Source organism: Pseudomonas sp. EA_65y_Pfl1_P113, from assembly GCF_963970525.1.
Lineage (GTDB): Bacteria > Pseudomonadota > Gammaproteobacteria > Pseudomonadales > Pseudomonadaceae > Aquipseudomonas > Aquipseudomonas tritici.
This window is the reverse complement of record NZ_CAXAQM010000010.1, coordinates 126,449-146,680: the sequence shown is the minus strand read 5'-3', so window position 1 is coordinate 146,680 and position 20,232 is coordinate 126,449. Positions and strand designations below refer to the sequence as shown.

Here is a 20,232-nt window from a genome sequence, read left to right as displayed (position 1 = left end):
AATTATTCCGAGCGTGTGGCTGGGGTGGTCGCGGCCACATTGTTGGCGTCGTATCCGCCACCCAGGGCCTGCATCAATTGAATCGACAGATCGATCTGCGCCGCATTCAGGCTCGCCAGTTGGCGCTGGGCCTGCAGCAACTGCTGCTCGATGCTGAGCACATCCAGATAGTTACCGATCCCGGCGCTGTAACGTTGAACGCCTGTGTCGTAGGACTGCTGGGCAATGTCCGCAGCGTGTTGCTGAGCCTGGATCTGCCGGCCGGTATCGCGCAGTTGCGAAAGGGTGTCGCCGATATCGCCAAGGGCTTGCACCAGGGTCTTGTTGTACTGGGCCACGGCCAGGTCGTAGTCGGCGTCGCGGGCATCCAGGTCGGCGCGCAGGCGGCCGCCGTCGAAGATCGGCAGCGAGATCGTCGGCGCGATATTGAAAAAGCGGCTGGCCGAACCAAACATCGCATCCCCCAGCAACGACTCGGCCCCGGCGCTCGCGCTCAGGTTGAGGTTGGGGTAGAAGCGGGTTTTGCTGGCATCGATATTCTTGCCCGCTGCCTCGACGCGCCAGCGCGCGGCGATCAGATCCGGGCGACGGCCCAGCAGCTCAGCCGGCAGCACTGAAGGCACGGCGACCGCGCTGGGCTTGAGTACGTTGGGACGGGCCAGCTCATTGCCACGGTCCGGGCCTTTGCCGAGCAGCACCGCCAGGGCGATTTTCGCGCTCTGCAGTTGCTTTTCCGCGTCGATCAGTTGCGACTGCGAGCTGGCTTCCAGGCTTTCGGTCTGTTGGTACTGGTACTGGCTGTCGATGCCCGAGTCCAGGCGGCGTTTGCTCAGGTCAAGCATCTGCCGGGTGCGTTTGAGGTCGTCATTGGCCAGGTCACGCACGATATGCGCCTGGCCCAAGTCGCTGTAGGCCTTGGCGACGTTGGCGGCCAGGGTCAGGCGCGCCGCCTGCTGATCAACCTGGGCGGCGCGAGCCTCGCCCAACGCGGCTTCCCAGGCAGCGCGCTGGCCGCCCCAGAGGTCGAAGTTGTAATTAAAGCTGGCGCCGATGTTGCGCACGGTCGAATAGGCATCGCCTTCGCCTCGCGGGTCCTGGTCTTTGGCCAGGCGCGAGCGGCTCACACCAGCGCTGGCATCCAGTGTCGGCATGCGCTCGGCATTGGCGGCGTAAGCGGCGGCTTCGGCCTGATGGGCACGGGCACTGGCGACTTGCATGTCGGGGCTGTTTTGCAGGGCTTCCTGGATCAGGCCGTCGAGCTGCGGGTCGCCAAGGTTTTTCCACCAGTCGGCGCTAGGCCAGGCCGCGCTCGACAGGGTCACGCCACCCAAGGACTTGCCGGTTTGCAAGGTATTGGCGTCAAGGCGTTTGCCCTGGGTGTCGAGGCCGCTGTAGTTGGCGCAACCGGCCATGCTCATGGCCACCAGCACCAGGCAAAGGGCGCGTGTGTTCATTGGTTACCTACCCGTTGGATAGTGATGGGATCACCTGCAGCTATCAGAATTTTCTTGAGGATCTTTTCCAGGGTTTCCAACTCACCCGGTTCCAATGCGCCGGCCAACTGGTTTAACGCATCGGCGCCGATGAACGGCAGCATGTCTGCCAAGCGCTGGCCGTCGGACGTGAGCACAAGCTGCACTTGGCGTCGATCCAGCTCTGAACGCTTGCGATCCAGCAGCCCCTTCTGCGTCAGGCGGTCGAGCATGCGGGTCATTGAACCGCTGTCCAAAGACAGGTGGCGGCACAGCTCCGCCGGGGTGTCGACGCCGAACTGAGCCATGATGATCAACACCTTGAACTGCGCGGCAGTGATGCCGTGGGGTTCCATGTGGGTGTCGATGATGCGGTCTTTGAGGATTGCGGCGCGCCCGAGCAATAGCCCCAGGTGGCAGTTGTGGAAGTTATCCGGAGTGAAGTGTTTCATCGGAAGTCACCTTATTACTGCCTAGGCAGTGAATGTGTGACGAGATATTACTGCTTAGGCAGCGAATGTCAAATGGAATAGTTAGCTTGCTTGGTAATTTCACGATGAGCGGTTTGAAATGCAAACAGATATGGCCGCTAGCGCCCACATCTGTTTGCTCCCACAGTTTTGAATCGCGCCGGGGTCAGAAATCGCGCTTGTAGAAGATATCCAGCGAACTGGCCACACCACTCGCCACCTCCAGATACACCTTCTTGCTCAACAAATAGCGCAAGGCGATGGTGCTGGCCGGTTCGAATACCCCTACCCCGTAACGCAGGCTGAGCTTTTCGGTGATTTTGCCGCTGGCGACCACGGCGGTGTTGTTGCCGCTGCCCTGGGTATCCAGGTCGAAATCCTGGATGCCCAACTTGGTGGCAAGGTCCGAGGTCACCCCGGCACTGCCCATCAACCCCAGGCCCAACGCCGCCTGGGCAAGCATGTTGTTGTCTTCACCGGTGGAGCTCAGCGGACGGCCAAGTACCAGGTAGGACAGCGCCTGTTCCTGGCTCATGGCCGGTTCGGAGAAGATTTGCGTGGTGGGCTGCTCGGCGGTGCCGCTCAGGCGGATACCGGCGATCACATCGTCGGTCTTGCGGATCGCTTCGACATCGAGATACGGCTGGTCCAACGGACCGGCGAACAGCAGCCGTGCACGCCGCACATCGAGCCGCTGCCCGTAGGCGCGGTAGCGGCCATCGTTGAGCCACAGCTCGCCACGGGTGTCGAGGTTGTCGCCGATGTGCACCTGGCCCTGCACTTTGGCGGTGAGGCCAAAGCCCGAGAAGTTGAGCTTGTCCTCACCCACCACCACGTTGATGTCCATGGCCATCGCCATCGGCGGCTTGCCCTCTTCGGTCTGACTGCCCACGATCACGGTGTCATCCGAGACCTTCACGGTGGACGGTGGCAACTCGCGCACGATGATATCGCCACGCGGGATGTGCACGTTGCCGGCCACGGCGAGCTTGTCATTCTTCAGGGTGATTTTCAGGTCGGGCGCCACTTCCAGCACGGCGTAAGGTTCAACCGTGACCGGCAACTGCGAGCCTTGCAGGCTGAGGTCCACCACCAGGGCCTTGCCCCAGTCGATCTGCCCTTTGAGGCTGCCCTGCCCGGCTTTACCGCTGCGCCAGCCGCCATTGAGCTGCACGCTTTCACCGGCGATCAGCGCCTGCACGTTCAGGCCTTCCAGGCTAATGGGCAGTTCCGGACCGGAAATCTCGCCGCCCACCAGGTTCACGCTGCCGTTGACCTGAGGTGCCAACAAGCCGCCGGAGATGCGCCCGTTGCCATTGAGCTTGCCGCTGAGGGTTTCCACCATCGGCACAAACGGCCGCACCACCGCGAGGTCCAGGCCGGCAAGGGTGAACGCGCCCGTGATCGGTTTGCTCTTCGGCAACGGGTTGATCTGCGCTTGCAACATCAGCTCGCCGAGCTTGCCGCCACGGAAGTTCAGCTGGGTGTCGATACGCTTGGGGTTGAGCGTGGTTTCCAGCTTCAGCGTGTCATAGGGGAAATCCAGCCACTGGTCCTTGTCCTTGACGCGCAAGGTGCCGCCGCTGGCGTCCACCGAGACCACGCCTTTGGGGCCGCTGTCCGGCAGATCGAGCTGCAGGTCGGCGTTGAGCTTGCCCTTCCAGGCGAAATCCTTGGGCAAAAACGCCGCCAGGCTGTCGATGGGAAATTGCTTGAGGTGGTAGCGCAGCTTTGGCTCGGGCATCAGCCGCTGGTCTTCGCCGCACAGGCTGGCGGGGCCGGAGACCCAACAATGTGCGGCAAACGTCAGCTTGCCATCGGCCATGCGTTCGATCTTCGCCGGTGCTTGCAGCTTCCAGTCCTGGCCGCCCGCTTGCACATCACCACTGGCGAGGCGCCCGCGCCAATTGCCTTTGTCGAGGTTGCCATCCAACGCCAGGGCCAGCTTGACCAAGGGGCCAGCCAGGTCCAGTTGGACCTTTTGGTTCTTGATATCGCCCTGGGCGCTGGCTGTCAGGGTGCCGACCTGGGTGTCACCGCTCTGAATGCCGCTGCCCTTGAGGTCGATCCTTGCGCGCTGGGCGCTATCGAGGCTGGCGTCGAGGGTAAGGCTTTGCAGGCGATTGTCGGCGAACGCCAATTGCTGGCCTTTGAGGGCGAGCTTGCCTTGGGGGGCCTTGAGGCTGCCGGCCACGTCGAGTCGGCCATTAACCTGCCCGCGCAACTGCGGCCACAGCTGGGCCAGGCGCGCCAGCTTGATATCGATCTGCCCAGCCAGGCGTTGTTGCAGACTGCCGCTGCCGTTGATGCGGTTGTCGCCCAGGCGGATATCCACGTTGGCCAGGGTCCACTGCTCGCCCGCGCCTTCAGCCTTGGCCGCCAGCACGGCAGTTTGCCCGCGCAGGCGGCCCTTGAGGTCGAGGTCGACATTCAGCTTGAGCTGCTCGTTCTTGAACTCGCCCTTGCTGCGCAGGGGGCCGGCCAAAGTGCCGGGCAGTTCAGCAACCCAGTACGCCGGGTTCAAGGCCGACAGGTCCAGCGCGGTGTCCCAGGCGATGCCGTCGGCGAATTGCAGGTTCAAGTGGCCTTCGGCCTTGCCTTGGCCGGCGGTGAGTTTCAGCTCGGGCAGGAAGACTTGCTTGAGGTCGCCACTGAACGGCGTGACCACATTGAACTTGCCCGCCGGGCCGTCGAGGTCGGCCTTGAGGTTGCCCAGGTAGTTACCGTCTTTGTAGGAAACCTCACCATTAAACGTACGCAATACGACTTGCGGCTCGTCGACAACCGGATAGAGGCGATGCCAGGGGAAGTCCAGCCAATCGATATTGGCGTCGGCGCTGAAACCTTGTTGCCAATCCAGTTGGGCCGTCAGCTTGAGGCTTTGCTTGTCTCCGGCATTCAGGTCCAGGCCGGCGATCTGCGCGCCCTTGGCGTCAACCCGGCCTTGCAGCAGCACATCCACCGGGCCTTTTTCCGCAGGAAGCACGGCCTTGCCCAACACTTGGTAGCCGCGCTTCAAGTCACCTTTGGCGGTGAGGTCGAGTGTGTTGAGTTGCAAGGTGTCCGGCAGATCGGCGCTGGGCTTGAAACTGTCGGCGGTGATGTGCAATTGGGCCGGGAGGTTTTCTGCCAAGGGTTGCAGTTCGCCCGTGAGCTTGGCTGGCAAATAGCCGCTGCTGTCTGCATCAAGCGTGAGAGTCTTTAACAAATCGCCATCGATCTTCAACGCCACCTTCCAAGGTGCGCTGCCTGGCGCATACGGCAGGCTTACATTCCCAGTGGCGCTCAGCGGCCAATCGCCGGTGGGTTGCAGCAAGCCGGCCAGGTCCAGTACCAGATCGTCACGCTGCAGGTGCACGGCGTCGATCTGCAGACCGGCAGCCGTCCAATGCGCCGCCAATTGCAGGCCCCTGAGTTCTTCGCTGCCGTTGAACAGCAGGCTACCGACGCGAACGTCGCCCAACTGGATGGCTACGGGCAGTTTCAGGTCGGGTAACTGGATCGGGCCGCTGCTTTCCTCAGTGCCCGGCGGAAATTGCAGGCTGACCTGATCCACGTCCAACCGATTAATGCACAAGGTCATGCGCAACAGGCAGGCGGGCGACCAATCCACCGTCGGCGCCTGGAGTTCGACGCGGCTGCTGTCTTGCTGCCACAGCAGATGGTCGGCGCTCCACTGGCCGCCCAAATGCCCCTGGAAATGCTCTACGCTCAACCCCGGTACGCGGGCCAATGCCCAGCGGCTGCCGGCCTGGGTGCCGAGTAACGCCCACAGCGCCAATAACAGCACGGCGAGGATGGCAAGCACGGCCAGCCCCGCTATTTTCACACCACGCATCACAGCTCAGGCCCCATGGAAAAGTGCAATCGAACGCCGCCCGGATCTTCGAGGGCATGGGCCAGGTCAAGGCGGATCGGGCCGACCGGCGAGACCCAGCGGATACCGACGCCGACGCCGGTTTTCAGGCTGGGCAGGTCCAGCGAATTGAACGAGTTGCCCTGGTCGATAAACGTCGCGATCCGCCACTTCTCGGCGATGGAATATTGATACTCGGCGCTGAGGGCAACCATGTAGCGGCCACCGATGCGGTCGCCGCGGTCGTTCTCGGGCGACAGCGTCTGGTACTCATAACCGCGCACGCTCTGGTCACCACCGGCAAAAAAGCGCAACGACGGCGGCACCGATTTGTAACCGTTGGTGGCACTGCCGCCGACCTGGGCGCGGGCGAGAAAGCGGTGGTTGTCCCACAAGGTGGTCAGACCCTTGACCATGGCCGTGCCGTAAAGCAGGTTGGTGTCGGAGCCTAAGCCCTCTTTGGCGACCTTGGTGTCGAATTGCAGACGATAGCCGTGGTGCGGGTCGATGCGGTTGTCGCTGCGCAGGTAGGCGTAGCTGATACCCGGCATCACCAGGCTACTCAAGCCGGAGTCGTTGCCCAGGCGATACTCTTCGCGCTGATACTTGAGCGAGATTACTCGGGTCCAACCGCTGGGCAACTTGCTATGCCATTCTGGGCCGAGGGTGAGCAATTTACTCACGGTGTCGGTGTTGGCGAGTTCTTCGTTCTGATAGCCACCGGAGAAGCGCAGTTTGTCGGTGAGCGGGGGGTCGAGCGGAATGTCGTACCACAGGCCGACGTTCTGCCGCGGTGCCGACAGCTCGGCTTCCCAGCCATAGCTATGGCCCTGTGGGTTGACCCAGTGACGGGTCCAGTTGGCTTTGCCGCGCGGGCCAACGTCGGTCGAAAAGCCCAAGCCCAGGCCCATGGTCCGCGGCTTGCGGGTTTCCAGACGCACGGCCACCGGGATGATGTCATCCGTCGAGGCGGCCGGCGCAGCGTCCACGCGCACGCCTTCGAAAAAACCACTGGCTTGCAGGTTCTGGTTGAGTTCGGCGATCAATTCGGAATCGTAGGGCGTACCGCTTTTGAACGGCACCATGCGTTGCAGCAGCTCTTCGTCAAACGGCGTGTCGCCGGCAAAGCTCACCTTGCCCAAGGTGTAGCGCGGGCCGCTGTCATAGATGAGTTCGATATCGGCGACGCCCGCCTGCGGGTCCACCGACAGTTTCTGTTTGGTAAAACGCCCGCTGAAGAAGCCGTAGCGCGAGGCCTGGTTCTGGATCAGCCGCTTGGCGTCTTCGTAATGGCCGTGGTTGAGCACGGCGCCGGATTTGAGGTCGTCGCTGACGGGCACGCGAAAAGCTTTGAGGTCTGCGGCTTGGCCGTCGACCCGTAGGGTCACGTCTCGCAAATGCACCGGCTCGCCGGGCTCGATGGTGAGGATCAGGCGCGGGTTCTTGCCGCCCTTCACATCACTTTCGATCTGTGGCTGATAGAAGCCCAGGGCCTGGGCTGCTTTACGCGCCTGCTCCTCGGCGCCACGGCTGAACCGCAGCAAGGCCTCTTCATCACGATCGCCCACCCCGCCGATGTAGCCCTCGATGTTGGCTTTCAACGCATCGTTTGAGGGCTTGATCCGCACGTCCAATTCGCTTTGCGCCAAGGCGCCGCAGCTTGTGAACAGCAGAATCAAGCCGCTGGTAAATCTTCCTGGAAACTTCATAGGCGCGGATGCTACACGAGCTGGAGAGCACTTTAGAACTCGGAAAATTCTGAAAAATTCTGCATCAAGCCGTTGCAGCATGTGACGACTGCGGGTTGGGATGAAAAAACACGTGCTCCACGACAGGTCCTACAGCGACTTCACCGATCTCTTCATACCCCTGGCGCTGGTAGAAATCCAGGTAGCGAGAATTGCCGGTGTCCAGCACCACACCGGACGAGTGCGGGTCGTCGGCACACCAGTTGTGCACCGCTTCCAGCAACTGCTCGCCGTAGTGTTTGCCCTGGAATTGCGGGTGAATACCCAGCAGCGGCAGCACGTGTACCGACTCACTTGGCAGGCACGCCAGCACCGCATGGTGGTAGTCGAGGTAACGCCGCGTGCCGCGCACGCCGGTGCTCAGCCACATGCGGATTTGCCAGGCCCAGCTTTCGGTAATCCCCAGGCGCCGCTGCGGGGGGGCGATCAGGGCGATGCCGATGAGCCGGTCATTGACGAATAGGCCGATGGCCGGAAGCTTCTGGAAGAAATGCTGCTTGACCAGTTCGCGCACGGTGGCGCGCACTCGCTGCTCATAACCTGAACGTTCCGCTTCAAAGATATAGGCAAACGTTGGCTCATGGCGGTAGGCCTGGTACAGCAGGGAACGGGCCTCGCGGGAGTAGCCGCTGTTGAGCAAGCGGATTTCGCCAATGGCGGTCGAAGTGTCTGGCATACAGTGAATCTCCCTGGGCACCGCTCAGAAGGCGGCGTTCTTATGGGTACGAACCCACGCAGCACGAGTCGTTCCCAGACATTAGCAGCGCAACTGCCCTACCGCCACGCTGGCCCCCGTCCGACTTGTCGGCTAGCATCGCCCTTTTGCCAGGACTGGACTGCCGACCATGAAAATCGTCTCCTTCAATATCAACGGGCTGCGCGCCCGTCCTCATCAGCTGGCGGCGCTGATCGAGAAGCACCAGCCGGATGTGATCGGCCTGCAGGAAACCAAAGTCCACGACGACCAGTTCCCGTTGGCCGAAGTACAGGCCCTTGGCTATCACGTGTACTACCACGGGCAAAAAGGCCATTACGGTGTGGCTCTGCTCTCGCGCCTGCCGGCGTTGAGCCTGCACAAAGGTTTTGCCACCGACGAAGAAGACGCCCAGCGCCGGTTTATCTGGGGCACCTTCGCCGACGAAAACGGCCAACCGGTCACCATCATGAATGGCTATTTCCCCCAGGGCGAAAGCCGCGACCACCCGACCAAGTTCCCGGCCAAGCAGCGCTTCTATGAAGACCTGCAACAGTTGCTGGAAAGCCAGTTCAGCAATGACCAGGCGCTGGTAGTGATGGGCGACGTGAATATTTCCCCGGAAGATTGCGACATCGGCATCGGCGCCGACAACGCCAAGCGCTGGCTCAAGACGGGCAAGTGCAGCTTCCTGCCCGAAGAACGCGAATGGATGGCCCGCCTGAAGAACTGGGGCCTGGTGGACAGCTTCCGCCACCTCAACCCGGACGTGGCCGACCGCTTCAGCTGGTTCGACTACCGCAGCCGTGGGTTTGAAGATGAGCCTAAGCGCGGGCTGCGGATCGACGTGATCCTGGCGTCCAATGGCTTGCTGCCAAGGGTCAAGGATGCGGGCGTGGATTACGATCTGCGCGGGCTGGAGAAGCCGTCTGACCATGCGCCGATCTGGCTTGAATTGAGCTGACAACATCGTCCAATGTGGGAGCTGGCTCCCACAATTGGATCCATGGCTTATCAGTCACATTGTTGAAACCTGCCTGACTTATTCTCGCGGCACTCCCTTTGGCTTGAGAAGGTGCCGGCATGATGCTGCGCGTTCTGTTTCTGCTGGCGCTCTTTCCTCTCTACGCGGTTTGCGCCCCCCTACCCGCTCCCGATCAAGGCCCTGCATTACGCATCCAGGGTTCCAATACCATTGGCGCGGCGCTGGGGCCGGCGTTGGTCAAGGGATTGATGGAACATCAGGGCCTGCAGGCCGTGCGCATTGAGCCGGCGCAAGGTGCCAATGAACAGCGCGTGACCGGCAAGACGCGCCTAGGCAAGACCGTGTCGATCGAGGTCGCTGCCCACGGCTCCAGCACCGGTTTCATGGCGCTGAAAAAAGCCACGGCCGACCTGGCGGCCTCGTCTCGTCCGATCAAGGACAGTGAACTGGTCGACCTCGACCCCCTCGGCGACCTGAAAAGCCCCGACGCCGAACAGGTGATCGCCATCGACGGCCTGGCCATCATCCTCAACCCGCGAAACCCGTTGAACGCCTTGAATACGGAGCAACTGGCGCAGATCTTCAATGGCGAAATCAGCACATGGGAAGCATTAGGTGGGGTCGGCGGGCCGATTCATTTGTACGCGCGCGATGATCAGTCCGGCACCTACGACACCTTCAAGGAACTGGTGCTTCGCTTGCGTGGCAAGCCGCTCGCCGCAGGTGCCAAACGCTTCGAGTCCAGCGAACAGCTGTCCGACGCGGTCAGCCAGGACCCGCAGGGCATCGGTTTTATCGGCCTGCCCTACGTGCGTCAGGCCAAGGCAGTGGCGATTGTGGATGGCGACTCGCAACCCATGTTGCCGCTCAATAGCCTGATTGCCACCGAGGATTACCCGCTGTCGCGCCGGCTGTTTTTCTACCTGCCGCCATCGGGGCGCAACCCATGGGCCAAGGCACTGGTGGACTTCACCCAGAGCAGCAAGGGCCAGGCGATTGTCGCGGCCAACGGGTTTATCGCGCAGCAGGTACAGGCGATCGCCGTCGAGCCGCGCGCGTCGATGCCCGAGGACTATCAAGCCATCGCGCGTGACGCTCAGCGTTTGACCGTGAATTTTCGCTTCGAAGAAGGCAGTGCCAGCCTGGACAACAAAGCGCGCCAGGATTTGCAGCGGGTGGTGGCGTACCTGAAAAGTCACAACAAGCTGGATAAGCAGGTGACATTGGTGGGGTTTGGTGATGTCAAGAATGACCCGCAACGGGCGGCGTTGTTGTCTAAGTTGAGGGCGATGGCGGTGCGTCGGGAGCTGGTGAAGAACGGTGTGATACTGCGCGATATTCGTGGGTTTGGGGCACAGATGCCGGTGGCGGCGAATACGGCGGATGAAGGCAGGATCAAGAATCGGCGGGTGGAGGTTTGGGTGTATTGAGCTCTAAGTCTTGTGGTGTTTTGACTGGTCGCCTCGCGAGCAAGCCCCACATTCGACCGCATTCTTACTGAAGATATGCGGTCAACTCTGGGAGCGGGCTTGCTCGCGAATGCAGGCGACGCGGTCTTATTGACCGCCGCGCATCAGTTCTTTAGGCACATATTTGCCAATCTCAAACTTGCCAATCGCGGCGCGGTGCACTTCATCCGGCCCATCCGCCAACCGCAGCGTACGTTGCATGGCGTACATATAGGCCAGCGGGAAGTCGTTGGAGACGCCCGCGCCGCCGTGGATCTGGATCGCACGGTCAATCACCTTCAAGGCCACATTCGGTGCGACCACTTTGATCTGGGCGATTTCACTTTTCGCGACCTTGTTGCCCACGGTGTCCATCATGTACGCCGCCTTCAAGGTCAGCAGGCGCGCCATGTCGATCTCCATGCGTGAGTCGGCGATCTTGTCGATATTGCCGCCCAAACGGGCCAGCGGCTTGCCGAACGCGGTACGGCTGACGGAGCGTTTGCACATCAATTCCAGTGCACGCTCAGCCATGCCGACGGAGCGCATGCAGTGGTGGATACGGCCTGGGCCAAGGCGGCCCTGGGCAATCTCAAAACCACGGCCTTCGCCGAGCAGTACGTTTTCATAGGGCACGCGCACGTTGTCGAACAGCACTTCAGCATGCCCATGGGGCGCGTCGTCGTAGCCGAACACGGGCAGCGGGCGCACGATCTTCACGCCGGGGGTGTCCACCGGTACCAGGATCATCGAGTGTTGCTGGTGGCGCGGCGCATCCGGGTTGCTCAGGCCCATGAAGATCAGGATTTTACAGCGCGGGTCGCAGGCGCCGGAGGTCCACCATTTCTTGCCGTTGATCACCCATTCGTCGCCCTGGCGCTCGGCGCGGGCAGCCATGTTGGTGGCGTCCGAAGACGCTACGTCCGGTTCGGTCATGGCGAAGGCTGAGCGGATCTCACCGCGCAGCAGCGGCGCCAACCAGCGTTGTTTTTGCTCTTCGTTGGCGTAGCGCACCAACACTTCCATATTGCCGGTATCGGGAGCGGAGCAGTTGAACGGCTCTGGGCCCAACAGTGAGCGACCCATGATTTCGGCCAGCGGCGCGTATTCAAGGTTGGTGAGGCCAGCGCCCAGTTCGGATTCCGGCAGGAACAGGTTCCACAGGCCTTCGGCTTTAGCGCGGGCTTTCAACTCTTCCATGATTGCGGTGGGCTGCCAGCGATCACCTTCGCTGACCTGGCGTTCGAACACCGGCTCGGCCGGGTAAACGTAAGCATCCATAAATGCAGTGACGCGTTCACGCAGTTCCTGAACCTTGGGCGAATAGGCGAAATCCATGAGCAGCTCCCTTCTCTGAGAGGTTGTTTAGGTCATGCAATCGATGCTAGAACAGCGTTGATAATTTACCTAGCCTATTCTCGGCGTGTATTAACATTCATCACCGATATATGATCGGCCTATCGGCACCCTAACAATAAGAGCGCAACCCAATGAATCTGAGCAAGGTCGACCTCAACCTGTTTATCGTCTTTGACGCGATCTACACCGAAGCCAACCTGACCCGCGCCGGGCAGATTGTCGGCATCACCCAACCGGCGGTGTCCAACGCTCTGGCACGCCTGCGCGAAACCTTCAACGACCCGCTGTTCGTGCGTACGGCTCAAGGCATGGTGCCCACGCCGATGGCGCAGAACATCATCGGCCCCGTGCGTAATGCCCTGTCGTTGCTGCGGGTGTCGGTGCAGGAAAGCCGGATTTTCAACCCGCAGCAGGCGGCCAAGACCTACCGCATCAGCATGACCGACCTCACCGAGGCAGTGATTCTGCCGCCGCTGTTCCAGCGCTTGCGCCGCTTGGCGCCGGCGGTGGTGATCGAGAGCTTCCTGTCCAAACGCCGCGAGACCACCAAGGAATTGGCTGCCGGGCGCCTGGACTTTGCGGTGGATGCGCCGCTCAACACCGACCCACAGGTGCGCCACGTCAAGCTGATGGAAGACCGCTATGTGTGCGCCATGCGCAAGGGTCATCCCATGGCTGGCAAAGACAAGCTGACACTGGATGACTACCTGGCGCTGACCCACATCCATATCTCCAGCCGTCGTAACGGCTTGGGCCACGTTGACCTGGCACTGGGCAAAATGGGCATCCAGCGAAAGATCGCGCTGCGCTCCCAGCACTACCTGATGGCCTCGCAAGTGTTGCAGCAGACCGACATGGTCATGACCGTGCCAGAACGCTTCGCCCGCCGCCACGAACTGCACTGGTTCAACCTGCCGGTCAACGATGTGCCGCCAGTAGAGACCCACCTGTACTGGCATGAAAGCACTGACCAGGACCCTGCTAATCGATGGATGCGTGAGCAAATGATCGAGTTGTGTCAGCAGGTGACGGCCCATGAAAAAAAACTGGATGGCAAACAACCCTGACTGTAGTGAGCGCGAGCCTTGACGTTAACGTCAAGCAGCCATTAGCTTAGCGCCCAAGACATCTTCTCGGGCACATCCATGAGCACGACCTACAGCATCTCCGACCTCGCCCGCGAGCTCGACATCACCACACGCGCCATTCGCTTCTACGAAGAACAAGGCCTGCTGGCCCCGGAACGCCGGGGCCAGGAGCGCATCTACTCGGCGCGCGACAAGGTCAGCCTCAAGCTGATACTGCGTGGCAAACGCATCGGTTTCTCCCTGGCCGAATGCCGCGAGCTGATCGAGCTCTACGACCCCTCCGGCGGCAACCACATCCAACTCAACAGCATGCTGGCCAAGATCGCCGAGCGCCGTGAACAGTTGGAACAGCAACTGCTGGATATCGAACAAATGAAGCTGGAGCTGGATACCGCGCAAGAGCGCTGCACCCAGGCCCTGGCCCACACCAAGAGCCAGGCTGGCCATTGATCAGAAGGTAACTGCCATGTCCCTCCCCTCACACGTACGCCTGGTGGAAGTCGGCCCGCGCGACGGTTTGCAGAACGAAGCCCACCCCATCAGCGTGGCGGACAAAGTTCAACTGGTGGACGCCCTCAGTGCCGCGGGCTTGAGCTACATCGAAGTCGGCAGTTTTGTATCGCCCAAATGGGTGCCGCAGATGGCTGGTTCTGCCGAGGTGTTTGCACAGATTCAGCGTAAAGCTGGCGTGACCTATGGTGCCCTGGCGCCTAACTTGCGGGGTTTTGAGGACGCGTTGGCGGCCGGCGTAAAGGAAGTAGCGGTGTTTGCGGCGGCGTCCGAGGCGTTCTCCCAGCGCAATATCAACTGCTCCATCAACGAAAGCCTGGAACGCTTCGCGCCGATCATGGCCGCGGCCAAGCAACATGGGATCAGCGTGCGTGGTTATGTGTCGTGCGTGCTGGGTTGCCCGTATGAGGGCCAGATCGCGCCGGAACAGGTGGCGATGGTCGCGCGCGAGTTGTATGCCATGGGCTGCTATGAAGTGTCCCTGGGCGACACCATCGGCACCGGTACGGCGGGCGCGACGCGGCGACTGTTCGAGGTGGTCGGCGCCCACGTGCCACGAGAAAAGTTGGCCGGGCACTTCCATGACACCTATGGCCAGGCCGTTGCGAATATCTACGCCAGCCTGTTGGAAGGGATCACCGTGTTCGACAGCTCTATCGCGGGCCTTGGCGGTTGCCCGTATGCCAAAGGGGCCAGCGGTAACGTTGCCACCGAAGATGTGGTGTACCTGCTCAACGGCTTGGGCATCCAGACCGGTATCGACCTGGAGGCGTTGATTCGTGCGGGCCAGCAGATCAGCAACGTGCTGGGCCGACCGACAGGGTCGCGTGTGGCCAAGGCGCGCAACGCCGGTTGAGTAGCGTAGCCGTGACAATGTGTTACCGCACACCTACACAACGAGTAACACGGGAACATATTTTGTCGTATTCGCCGTAGGCCAACGCCTACAAAAAAATTAACTCTTTGATTTTAAACGGATTTACAAAGTTGGCACGGCTTCTGCTATCTCTATGGCATAACAAGAATAAAAAGCGCCAAACCTAATAAAAATAAGACGAAACGACTCTGACATAACAAAAACAACACGGCAGAGACGCAGCTAACAGATTTTTTTGGAGAAGATGTGCTTCGCAGGGTACGGCGTGCCGAAACCCGCAACCGGTTAGAGAAAAATAAAACTACCTCAGGTAGCTACCCACTGGTTGGATCGATAACGAAGAAGCAGATCAGCGCTCAAAAAAATACGTTTGCTCTTGACTCCGAATGGGGGTCGCCAAAAACAGCGGTAAAGGGTAACGGTTGCCAAAAACAACAATAGACCGCCCCTCAATAATAAAAAAAGAGCACGCAACGACAAATTAAAGGGGACCCTAGGGTCCCCTTTGTGCTTTCTGCACCGTGCGATTACAGGGCGGTCCCACCTGAGGCCGCGAAGTTGTTGAACACCCTCCGCGTCAAGGTGTGCAGCGCTCGTTGTTCCAGCGCCCGCCGCTCAGCCCCTAGCTGCTTGAGTTCACGCTCAAAAAACACGCTTTGCATCGAGCCGTTCACCAGGATTTGATCCCTGCGCATACTCAACAGGCGCGCTAACCGGCCGACCGCCTCATCATGTTTTGTCTGCCACAGTGCTCTTGTCGCTGGATCTACAGCGGCGTCTTGCTCGCCTTGCAAATCCGAAATATCGAACAGCGCAGTGCTCTTTTCGTCTATCAGAACTAGGTCCGGCTTCATTAACGCCTCAAGTTCCTGAGGGTATCGGGTGCGCAGGTGTTTGTCCCAGAACAGGCGCCCGATAAAAAAGTCCGCCTCTTTAGCCGCATGACGCATTTCTCTTTGCACCTCTGCGCCCGCATTATCGATATCCGCTTGACTCACAGCGGCCTGCTGCGCAAACAACATGTCCCGGGATTGGACCGGCAAATCCAGCGATACCGCAAGCCGGGTGCGATAAGCCAGAATGACTTCAACCTGCTCGGTAAACCCGGGTCCTCTCGCCGCGACATCCCGTTCGGCAATGGCGTCTACCAACGCTAGACGAAACAACTTTCTGCCCGTGGATACCAACGCGCCTTCTTCGCTCTCAACGCCTGCCAACTCGAGTGCCCTCGCCCCCAGCAATTCACTCTCGAGATTCATGAATTCGACCGAGCTGCCGTCGCCACAGGTGACTCGATCATCGGCAGCTGCAAATAACGACTCTCGGATAGCCTGGCTTTCGCTCGCGGCCTCGAGCATGTTCCACACGCGCTGCGCCAGTACCGGGCGCGTCACATCACTGTTGAATTCCGCGCTGCGAGTAGTATCGGACACCACGGTAAAAAAAGCGGCTGACTCAGGATTGGCCCTGAGTTCGTCCCAGATCCCGCCGCGCCGGGCTGATTCGCTGGCCGACAACGCTCCCAGCCATAAGCCGCGCGCTTCGTCGACCGTAATGTGCTCCCCCAAATGCGCCGCGTTGAAAGGCTCACCCAGCCGCGCCAGGGTAGCCGCCGACAATGGATTGTCGTGCACGATGATGCGGTCCGGATGCTGGAAAGCGTATTCAGGTAACGTCGTGATCCGATTAGTGTGCAGATCGACGCGGGCCAGTTGGGGTAGTTGTTCGGCGCCGACAGGAAAGGTCTCCGTGCCGGTATCCGAAAGATAAAGCTGGTTCAAATTGCGCAGGCGGCGCAGGTCGGCCTGCCATCCCAGGCGACGATTATCGCTGAGATTCAGAATCTTCAGGCTCTGCATACCCTCCAGACGCAGGCGGCTCGATTCGGTCATCTGGATATCGTTTCGACTCAAATAGAGTTTAGTCAGCCCGGCCCCGCCATTAGCGAAATCTGGCAGTTGCGTCAGGTTGTTCTCTCGCATGTCCAGCCAGCGCAAGCCGCCGAATGCGTTCAGAAAAGGCAGTGAGCTGTCTGAAAGCGCCATTCGACGTAGAACCAGGCTGCCCACGTGATCCATATTTGCGGTTATCGCAGGCAATTCGCCAATCACTTCATGCGACAAGTCCAGTACATGGCCGATCGGCGTCTGATCCCCTGCCAATGCCTGCGCAGAACTTCTACGCCAGGCAGCCTTGATGGTGCCCGACACTCTGCGCCTGGCGCTTGCATAACCCGATCCGCCCTCCTGCTGCCAACTGCCCAGCGCCGTGTCCAAGTCTGCAAGCTCAGCTTCGAGTTGGGTCAACCTCGCCAGAAGTACAGCGTCGCCAGCGCCTTGAAGGTCGAGCATGACCTCGACCTCTGCCATGGACTTCGACGGGTACAGCGCCATTGCTTTCATCCTACAAACAGACGGACGCTCGCCAGCGCCGCCCACCGGGCTGAGTGGATACCCTATGCGTCCGTCAGCCAGACGCATGGGTGATTTGAAACCGGGTTTGATTGCTTTCAAGCCAAGTGCGCGCCGGCTCGCCAGCTCGCTCAGCGGCTGTTGCGCAATCTGCATCTTCAAGCGTTGGGCAGCCCTATTGAATTCGGCCCACCCTGTGAACTTGCCACTGCTTGCCATCCAGAGCGCGTTAAAGAACGCGCCTTCATCACTGCGCCAGTACTCTACTTTTTCCGGGCCGCTGCAGAGTTTCCACTCCTTCAGGTCGGTATGGATAAGACGCAGTTGCCTGGGCGCGCTCGTATCACCCACCCGGTCCAGCAGGGGACCATCGTAAGCGCCCTCGCGTAGCTCAACAGACACACCTTCCAGAAGCCCGGGCAGGGAGGCCATCTTGTGCAAGGCCAGCCGTACGACGTCCAACGTGAGTTGATTGTCGAACAAAAGATCTGCGTGTGCCCGCATCACTCGCGCCTTCTGCCAGTAAACACGTGCTTCCTCGGCCAGGCGTAAAGGCAAACGTGACCCGGTCTGCATGCTTGTCAGTTCCTGACTATTGGCATGGCTGACTATTTCTTCGGCGGCCAGTTTAGGCAGACCCGGAAAGTCGCGCTGGATCAGTTTTACGTTGGCGTCGCTGGATACATCACCGGCTGATATCTCCCGATTGAACAGCTTACCTTTGGTGCCATAGGCCGCCTCAAGCAAGCAATCCCGGTACCTCACCACCCTCGCATAGTGTGTACGCAAATACTGCATCAGCGGATCAGTATCTTCATCGTCAAGTTCTTCGTTCGCGGAGGGCGAAGTCTCGGATGAAACGTCTCGGGTCCTCAGGAACAGCATTGAGATAGCCTCTTGCGTCATCTTCTTTTCGCCCAATAAGTGGCGAATTTCGGGCTCCGTCAACTGCTCCCTGAATGACGAAAAGAGGCGGCCACTTTCCAGTTCCTCATGCCCAAGCGTGACGACCGAGGACGAATCACTCGGAACAGCTGAACACCACACCTGATTGCCCTCAGCATCCAGCGCCACCAACACACGCGACTCGGGCCACATCCCACACTCGAGCAACAACTGGACTTGTGTGAACCAATCGACCTGGCTAAAAAACCAAGGGTCTGAGTGGCTCAACCGATCAATAAATGACTGGTATTTACCGGCGCATTCAAACCGCCGCAGCATATCTTTGAGGAGTGGCGCAGGCGGCCGGTGCTCGATGAATACCCGACGCAACTCGTCATCTGTTACGCCACTGATCGCCCTCGCCTGCTCGAGCTGACTATCGCTAAGGTGATCGACGGTATGACCCATGCGACGCAACAGGGTTTGGCGATCCCACGTCGACGGTTGTTCGAACTCATGCACCCAAGCGCCTTCGCCGTTATGTCGCACACGTGGCGCATAGCGGGCATCACCCTCAGGGTGCACAAACCTGAACTCGTTATCGGTACCGCTGGCTTTGACCTTGTAATGACCACCACCGTTTGCCGGCAAGTAGAGACCTGCTTCGTGGACATAGAGCCCTAGCGCGTTTGGCCGTTGTCCGTCGGGCAACGCAATTTGATGCAGATATGACCTCGGCTGGAAATCATATAAACGCGGTCGCCCTCCGAGTTCCACATGCACCAGCCGCTTGATGAACGCCGTATTTTTCGCTGTCTCCAACACTTTGGGCAGCGCCAGCCCCGCCAGATTGAAACCCACCGCCGAAAAATGTGCCCAAACCGCTTGGACGTCGTCCTGGGACCAGGCATCAATCCCTTCACCGACCTCGTAGAGCACCTGCGCGGCGGCAACGACCAGCATCACCTCTCCCAGGAAAGGCACCACGAAAGAGGCAAGATTGAGAATATCCAGCGCTTTGCTGCCGAACGACCAGAGCCAGGCTTTATAAACACGATCGTCCACATCCTGGGTGGACACGACACTGGTGCTGGCATTGCTCATGATCAGCCGTATGCGCTGCATCGCGCAGTCCATCCAGACGTCTCGCCACGGTGACGCATAGGTTCCCTGACGATGGATCCGGCTTTTTTGCGCCGGGGCAAAATCCTGATCGTGGGCGTATACCGCCCCCGGATCCAGCAATGTTTTCAACTGCGTAAAAAAACCATCCTGATCGGCAAGTGGCACGAACTGGCTGAAGAATGTGCGGTATTCGACATGACACAGACGCGTCGTCAGCTCGTCGGTAAAGGCCGCAACATGGTCATAGACCTTGAGTGGATGGAGTGGATCGCCCGGAATGTATACCAGACATGGCCGGGGCACGAGCTCTGCACTCCTCACATTTGTCCGCCACACGACCGGACCGATGACCAGGATGTTCTCGATCACACAATTGAGTAACCGCAACGGCGAAAACTTCACCACTTCGCCGTCCCATTTTCGGTCCGCCTGATCAATCAACAGATCGTTGATCAACTGGTGGTGATCAGCGCGGATGTCCCCCTTCATCAAGGCAATCTCTGCAGCCAGTTTCAACTGGTTCCGATGGCTGGTAATCAGGGTGCTGTACAGCTTGCCAACTCCCGCCGGTGTGGTGGTGGTCCGAATATGATTGTTGAGAAAGGTGCGCACGCACTCGTAGTAGGAGTTCCCCAGATCGAGTTCCCGACACAGTTTGGCGAACTCATGAGACTTGATACGCACTGGGAGTGACTGGACGTTGCCTGGCGAATGAAGTTTATCGCTTGGATACTGGTAAAAGTTGTAATAGGTGATCAAGTGGCAGTCCTCGCAACCCGGATCACTTGCCTCTTGCGAGGTGAAGTTGTTCAGCGCAGCCTCCAGCAGGCTGATACCTTTGTAAAAATAGAATTGCGGGGCCAATGTGCTGGCGTAGGAGGTCGAAACTTCTCTGGGTGCGGACTCGCATTCCAGCTGTGTCAGCTTGCGGGCATAAAACGCTTTTCTGGTGTCCAACCTCTGCCCGAACGTTTTCTCGATCGCTGCCACCAACAACGGCTCGGCGTACTCTGCCGGTCCCTTCAGTTCACTGAACATCTGATCGAGTTGGTTCAAGGACGTCCTGCTGCGTAAGTGGATCGTGCTCATGCGATCGCGCGCAGCCGCCGGGGCCTTTTTGTACCAATCCGGGATGTTCAGTGCCAACGAGGCCAGTTCGGTTTTGCGCTGATCCAGCGCATCGGTGTACCAGCCAGGCGTGTTGTCCTTGATAAGCCGACCATGTGGACTGTGCTCGTCCTGAACAGGGCGCGTCGGGGGATCAATCGTGCGGTGTGTCATCGGTATGGCCGTCAAGTGGCGAA

At 59.9% G+C, this 20,232-nt stretch carries 12 protein-coding genes; 5 read left to right on the top strand and 7 right to left on the bottom strand.

The genetic code is table 11. The features are described 5' to 3' along the window. Window positions 1–2: 2 nt before the first annotated feature. From AACY52_RS12225 to AACY52_RS12205, 5 genes are all read right to left on the bottom strand, one after another. Window positions 3–1,454, bottom strand: a complete 1,452-nt coding sequence (locus AACY52_RS12225; protein WP_339417929.1) for an efflux transporter outer membrane subunit — start codon at window positions 1,452–1,454, stop codon at window positions 3–5. Beyond that, window positions 1,451–1,924, bottom strand: coding sequence for a MarR family transcriptional regulator (locus AACY52_RS12220; protein WP_339417930.1), 474 nt, complete (start codon window positions 1,922–1,924; stop codon window positions 1,451–1,453). The genes AACY52_RS12225 and AACY52_RS12220 overlap by 4 nt, the downstream gene beginning before the upstream one ends. A 184-nt stretch (window positions 1,925–2,108) precedes the next feature. Beyond that, window positions 2,109–5,780 (bottom strand): translocation/assembly module TamB domain-containing protein, encoded by a 3,672-nt coding sequence (locus AACY52_RS12215; RefSeq protein ID WP_339560524.1) that lies wholly within the window; start codon window positions 5,778–5,780, stop codon window positions 2,109–2,111. Then, entirely contained in the window at window positions 5,780–7,507 is a 1,728-nt protein-coding gene (locus AACY52_RS12210; protein WP_339437223.1) for an autotransporter assembly complex family protein, read from the bottom strand. Before AACY52_RS12210 ends, AACY52_RS12215 begins: the two co-directional genes overlap by 1 nt. 64 nt (window positions 7,508–7,571) lie before the next feature. Next, window positions 7,572–8,222: a GNAT family N-acetyltransferase gene (locus AACY52_RS12205; protein ID WP_339417933.1), complete on the bottom strand. Its 651-nt coding sequence runs from the start codon at window positions 8,220–8,222 to the stop codon at window positions 7,572–7,574. Between the two features lie 169 nt (window positions 8,223–8,391). On the opposite strand from AACY52_RS12205, the gene xthA reads away from it, so the two are divergent. Continuing rightward, complete coding sequence (gene xthA / locus AACY52_RS12200) at window positions 8,392–9,204, top strand: exodeoxyribonuclease III (protein ID WP_339417934.1); 813 nt, start codon at window positions 8,392–8,394, stop codon at window positions 9,202–9,204. 119 nt (window positions 9,205–9,323) lie between these two features. Then, complete coding sequence (locus tag AACY52_RS12195; protein ID WP_339456312.1) at window positions 9,324–10,655, top strand: phosphate ABC transporter substrate-binding/OmpA family protein; 1,332 nt, start codon at window positions 9,324–9,326, stop codon at window positions 10,653–10,655. Between the two features lie 126 nt (window positions 10,656–10,781). Here AACY52_RS12195 and AACY52_RS12190 read toward each other — a convergent pair whose 3' ends face one another. Further along, window positions 10,782–12,011, bottom strand: coding sequence for an acyl-CoA dehydrogenase (locus tag AACY52_RS12190; RefSeq protein ID WP_339417936.1), 1,230 nt, complete (start codon window positions 12,009–12,011; stop codon window positions 10,782–10,784). Window positions 12,012–12,163: 152 nt separating this feature from the next. Between AACY52_RS12190 and AACY52_RS12185 the strand changes: the two genes are divergently transcribed. The 3 genes from AACY52_RS12185 to AACY52_RS12175 all read left to right on the top strand — a co-directional run bounded on the left by AACY52_RS12185 (window position 12,164) and on the right by AACY52_RS12175 (window position 14,486). Next, window positions 12,164–13,099: a LysR family transcriptional regulator gene (locus AACY52_RS12185; protein ID WP_339417937.1), complete on the top strand. Its 936-nt coding sequence runs from the start codon at window positions 12,164–12,166 to the stop codon at window positions 13,097–13,099. A gap of 78 nt (window positions 13,100–13,177) precedes the next feature. Then, window positions 13,178–13,570 (top strand): MerR family DNA-binding transcriptional regulator, encoded by a 393-nt coding sequence (locus AACY52_RS12180; protein ID WP_339417938.1) that lies wholly within the window; start codon window positions 13,178–13,180, stop codon window positions 13,568–13,570. A gap of 16 nt (window positions 13,571–13,586) precedes the next feature. Beyond that, window positions 13,587–14,486, top strand: a complete 900-nt coding sequence (locus AACY52_RS12175) for a hydroxymethylglutaryl-CoA lyase (RefSeq protein WP_339456310.1) — start codon at window positions 13,587–13,589, stop codon at window positions 14,484–14,486. 548 nt (window positions 14,487–15,034) lie between these two features. Here AACY52_RS12175 and AACY52_RS12170 read toward each other — a convergent pair. Further along, complete coding sequence (locus AACY52_RS12170; RefSeq protein ID WP_339560523.1) at window positions 15,035–20,209, bottom strand: NEL-type E3 ubiquitin ligase domain-containing protein; 5,175 nt, start codon at window positions 20,207–20,209, stop codon at window positions 15,035–15,037. Between the last annotated feature and the right edge of the window lie 23 nt (window positions 20,210–20,232).

Coding starts and splice junctions, on each gene's coding strand:
- AACY52_RS12225 (WP_339417929.1), bottom strand. CDS start 1,454: ATGAACACACGCGCCCTTTGCCTGGTGCTGGTGGCCATGAGCATGGCC.
- AACY52_RS12220 (WP_339417930.1), bottom strand. CDS start 1,924: ATGAAACACTTCACTCCGGATAACTTCCACAACTGCCACCTGGGGCTA.
- AACY52_RS12215 (WP_339560524.1), bottom strand. CDS start 5,780: ATGCGTGGTGTGAAAATAGCGGGGCTGGCCGTGCTTGCCATCCTCGCC.
- AACY52_RS12210 (WP_339437223.1), bottom strand. CDS start 7,507: ATGAAGTTTCCAGGAAGATTTACCAGCGGCTTGATTCTGCTGTTCACA.
- AACY52_RS12205 (WP_339417933.1), bottom strand. CDS start 8,222: ATGCCAGACACTTCGACCGCCATTGGCGAAATCCGCTTGCTCAACAGC.
- xthA (WP_339417934.1), top strand. CDS start 8,392: ATGAAAATCGTCTCCTTCAATATCAACGGGCTGCGCGCCCGTCCTCAT.
- AACY52_RS12195 (WP_339456312.1), top strand. CDS start 9,324: ATGATGCTGCGCGTTCTGTTTCTGCTGGCGCTCTTTCCTCTCTACGCG.
- AACY52_RS12190 (WP_339417936.1), bottom strand. CDS start 12,011: ATGGATTTCGCCTATTCGCCCAAGGTTCAGGAACTGCGTGAACGCGTC.
- AACY52_RS12185 (WP_339417937.1), top strand. CDS start 12,164: ATGAATCTGAGCAAGGTCGACCTCAACCTGTTTATCGTCTTTGACGCG.
- AACY52_RS12180 (WP_339417938.1), top strand. CDS start 13,178: ATGAGCACGACCTACAGCATCTCCGACCTCGCCCGCGAGCTCGACATC.
- AACY52_RS12175 (WP_339456310.1), top strand. CDS start 13,587: ATGTCCCTCCCCTCACACGTACGCCTGGTGGAAGTCGGCCCGCGCGAC.
- AACY52_RS12170 (WP_339560523.1), bottom strand. CDS start 20,209: ATGACACACCGCACGATTGATCCCCCGACGCGCCCTGTTCAGGACGAG.